2 protein-coding genes are annotated in these 4,517 nt (G+C 29.8%); one reads left to right on the plus strand and one right to left on the minus strand.

The features are described from left to right. Window positions 1-1,214: amidohydrolase family protein (locus Q0V67_RS10250; RefSeq protein ID WP_297599305.1), on the plus strand; the 1,214-nt coding region annotated here is incomplete at its 5' end. A gap of 113 nt (window positions 1,215-1,327) precedes the next feature. On the opposite strand, the gene Q0V67_RS10255 is transcribed toward Q0V67_RS10250, so the two are convergent. Then, window positions 1,328-4,426, minus strand: a complete 3,099-nt coding sequence (locus tag Q0V67_RS10255) for an HsdR family type I site-specific deoxyribonuclease (protein ID WP_297599307.1) — start codon at window positions 4,424-4,426, stop codon at window positions 1,328-1,330. Window positions 4,427-4,517 lie beyond the last annotated feature (91 nt).

The following is a 4,517-nucleotide window of genomic DNA, read 5'->3' on the forward strand; positions in this document are numbered from 1 at the left end:
ATAAAACTAAATCTTTTTTAGATTTAAAAAAATTTTTTGAAAATGGAAAACTTGTTACTAATCAAGGATTTCTTGTAGGAGCTGGGTGCGTTCGAATAGCCATAATGGGGTTTAAGTCAAGTGAGGTCAATGAAAATGAAATTGAAAAGATGAAGATACTTTTAGAAAAACAATTTAAAGAGGGTGCTATTGGAATCTCTTTTGGATTGATATATCAACCCGGAAACTTTATGAGCCAAAGGGAGATTTTAGAACTTTTAAAAGTTGTAAAAAAATATGATAAAATTGCTTCTTTTCATATGAGAGATGAGGTTAATGAGATTGAAAGATCTATAGAAGAGGTTATCTATTATGGTAGAGAAACTCAGGCAAAGGTTAATATTTCTCATTTAAAAGTTATGAATAAGAAAAATTGGAAAAAGTCTAAAAAAATTATAAGTATGTTAGAGGAGGCCTCAAAATCTGGAATATCAATCTCTTTTGATCAGTATCCCTATGAAGCTACTTGTACAAACCTTTTTGTTCTTATGCCTCAAAATATTTTTGATGGAGACATTGAAACTTTTATAAAAGAGATTCCTAATTTTTCTGATGAAGTAATGTCTTTGATAAGTGGAAATATTAAAAAGAGAGGGGGAAGTGAAAATATTGTGGTGTCTAATAGTTACTTAAAAGATACCTATTTCAATGGAAAGACAATCTCTGAGATTTCAAAATATCTGAATTTAAGTGAGGAGAAAACTGTTTTATATATACTTGAAAAATCTAAGGGAAAGGCCCAGGGAATCTATTTCTCTATGGATTTAGAGGATGTGAAAGAGTTTTTCAAAAGTGATTTGGGAGTTATTGCTAGCGATGGAAACTCTTTACCAATGGAGGATAAATTTGAGCTAGGAAATCCTCATCCGAGAAACTTTGGAACATTTCCAAAATATATATGGATGATTAAAGATGAGGTTCCAATAGAAAATATTATAAATAGAATTACCAAAAGACCAGCTAAACTCTTTAGGCTAGAGGGACGTGGAGAGATTAAAAATGGAAATTTTGCAGATATTACCATTTTTGATTTGGATAAAATTAAAGATAGCTCCACTTTTCAAAATTCTTTTCAGTGTCCTGTGGGGATAGAGTATGTTGTTATAAATGGAAAGATTATTTTGGAAGAGGGAACTGTATTTACCACTAAGGCTGGAGCTATTTTAGTGAATTGAAGCACAAAAGGAACAAGTTTTTGAAGATGGAAACTAAAAAAATTGTCCTGAGAAAATCAATAAAGAGGATGACAAAAAGTCATCCTCTTGGGCTTATTAAATATTTGCTTGTCTTATACCCTACCACCAATTTCTGTAAACTTCTCTACAAAAGCAGATATCTTTTGAAAAACACTTTGTTTTTTAGTTAAATAATTAGGGTTGAGTGGGCTCATCTTAGGAATGACTTCATTTAATTCAGTTCCATTATCACTAGCCTGTTTTCTCTTCAATGAAGCCAGAATATACCTTTTAGCAGCATCAATATTAAGCTTTTCTTCTCTAATCAGCTCTTCGGCTTCTTTCTCTTGTTCTTTTTGAGCAAATAAAAAAAATGCATCTATAATATTTACCTTATCATCAAATTTGTCTAAATCTGTTTGATTAATAAAATCTACTATTAGACTTTCTTTTGCACGATTTCCTGTACTTGATCTAATTAAACGACGTACATCTTGGATTAATACGTCTTTACTTTTTACTTTTTTATGTTTTTCAAAAATCAATTCAAGAATATAATCTAAGTTTATCTCTTGTGATTTTAAAAGATCTACTTCAAAAACTATATTCTCCCATTCAAGTGTAGAGTCCTCTTCCGTTCCTTGCTTCTTTTCATGACGAAGCCACTCACGAATATCATTGTATGTAGAACGATAATCCTGAATTACTCTTTCTTTAGGTATTTCAATTTTCTTCAACGCTACAATATCTTCATCACTTACATAATACATAGCTTTAAATTCTTCAACTAATTTTGAATCGTCCATATCAAGAGATTGTAAAGCTTTTAACCTTGTAAACTCATCATAATTTTGTAGTATATTCTCAACTCTTAAATATTCACCAAAAAGTTTAGCAAAATCTTTTTTATCTCTTTCAGTAACAATATCATCAATATTAGGAAAACGAGAGTTTAGTTCTCTAACTACTTCTATATAACCACGACGTGCTTGTCCTGTACTTATATCAGTGAACCCTTCCATATATTCTTTGTAACTTTTTTCAAGAACTACATTCTTTGTATTTTTATCACCAAATAGAGTTATGGCGTCTATTGTTGCTGCTTCTAAATCTCTAAAAGTAACAATATTTCCAAAAGTTTTTGTAGAATCATAAATACGGTTTGTTCTTGAAAATGCTTGTATTAATCCATGATAGCGCAAATTTTTATCAACAAACAGTGTATTTAATGTCGGAGCATCAAATCCTGTTAAAAACATTCCAACTACAATTAATAGATCAATCTCTTGCTTTCTCACTCTATTAGCAATATCACGATAATAATTTTGAAACTCATCACTCTCAATTCCAAAGTTTGTTTTAAACATTGTATTATAGTCATTAATAGCTGAAGTTAGAAACTCCTTTGCACTTTGATTCATTGCTGAAGGTTCAAAAGTTTCATCAAGAATCTCTCCTATGGAGTTTTGTTCTTCATTAGCTGCAAAAGAAAAGATAGTTGCAATTTTCAAAGGCTTCTCACTATTTTGTTGTAATTTTGTCAATGTTTCATAGTAAAGTTTTGCTGCATCAACACTGCTCACAGTAAGCATTGCATTGAATCCTTTTTTAGCATTATATGTACGGTGAGTTTTTATTTTAAAATTATTAAGAATGTATTGTGAAATCTCTCTAATTCTTTCAGGATGTAAAAAGGCTTTTTTTGCTTCTGCTGAAGTTAGTTTTTCCTCATCCTGTTCCATCTCAACGGATTTAAACTTAGGACGTACATCATTATAATCAACTTTAAATTTAAGAACTTTCTCATCTCTAATTGCGTCAGTTATAACATACGAGTGTAACTCTTGACCAAATACACTAGCAGTAGTTTCAGAACCCGTAGCATTTTCTGGAAATATTGGTGTTCCAGTAAATCCAAATTGATAGTACTTCTTAAATTTTTTAGCAATATTTTTTTGAGCTTCACCAAATTGTGAACGGTGAGCTTCATCAAAAATAAAGACAACCTGTCTATTGTAGATTGGTAAGTCTGCTTCAGTTTTTATTAGGTTATTTAATTTTTGAATAGTAGTTACAATTATTTTATTGTCATATTTTTCAACATTTCTTTTAAGTCCAGCAGTATTTTCAGATCCATTAACACTCTCTGGAGAAAATCGTTGGTACTCTTTCATTGTCTGGTAATCCAAATCTTTTCTATCTACAACAAAGAATACTTTATCTATAAAATCAAGCTCTGTTGCTAAACGTGCAGCTTTAAAACTTGTTAAAGTTTTTCCTGACCCTGTCGTATGCCAAATATACCCGCCACTTTCAAGAGTTTTCCATTTTTTAGCTAAATATGAACTTTTTATCTTCCATAAAATTCTTTCTGTTGCAGCTATTTGATATGGTCTCATAATTAGAAGTATGTCGTTTGAATCAAAAACAGAGTAGTGCAATAATATATCTAACAGCGTATTTTTTTGAAAAAATGTAGCTGTAAAATCTTTTAAATCTCGAATCAGAGTATTGTCAGATTTTGCCCAGTTCATAGTAAAATCAAAACCATTTTTATCTCTTTTAGTGGTGTTAGCAAAGTATCTTGTATCTGTACCATTTGAAATTACACAAATCTGAAGATATTTAAATAAAGAGTTATCTGAATTAAAGCTCTCTTTAGTATATCTATTGATTTGGTTAAAGGCTTCTCGAATAGCAATTCCACGTTTTTTCAGTTCTATTTGAATTAAAGGTAATCCATTAACCAGAATTGTTACATCATAACGATTACTTTGAGTTCCTTTTTGTTCAAACTGTGAAATAACCTGTAACTTATTTCTTGTAATATTCTTCTTATCAACAAGGTATATATTTTGAATATGACCATCATCAAAGGTAAAATCATAAATATAATCATCATGAATTTTACGAGTTTTATCTATATAGTTGTCACTTGGTTTATCTAAATATTCCTCACAAAATCTTTTCCACTCAGAATCTAGAAATTTAACTTCATTAAGACTCTCTAGTTGAATTCTAATATTTTTCAACATCTCTTTTGTATTTATAAGCTTAGGTAAGTATTCATAACCTTGATTTTGTAAGTCTTTTATAAGTTCTTCTTCTAATTGAGCTTCTGTTTGATAACTTACACCTTGTTGAGCTATTTTATTGTATCTATCTAAAACTATAAAGTTATTGGTTTCTGTAATTGTTTTATAGTCAGCCATAAGATTCTCCCCATCTTTATTTAAATTTTTAAGCCTCTAATTTTTTAAAAGTTAGAAGTTTATCTCTATAGTATTCATACTGCTGTTTTCT

The organism is uncultured Cetobacterium sp., from assembly GCF_947072685.1.
In the GTDB taxonomy this organism is placed as follows: Bacteria; Fusobacteriota; Fusobacteriia; order Fusobacteriales; family Fusobacteriaceae; genus Cetobacterium_A.

Bases quoted from the DNA above. Each gene is read 5' to 3' on its own strand.
- Q0V67_RS10255 (WP_297599307.1), bottom strand. From the start codon at position 4,426: ATGGCTGACTATAAAACAATTACAGAAACCAATAACTTTATAGTTTTA.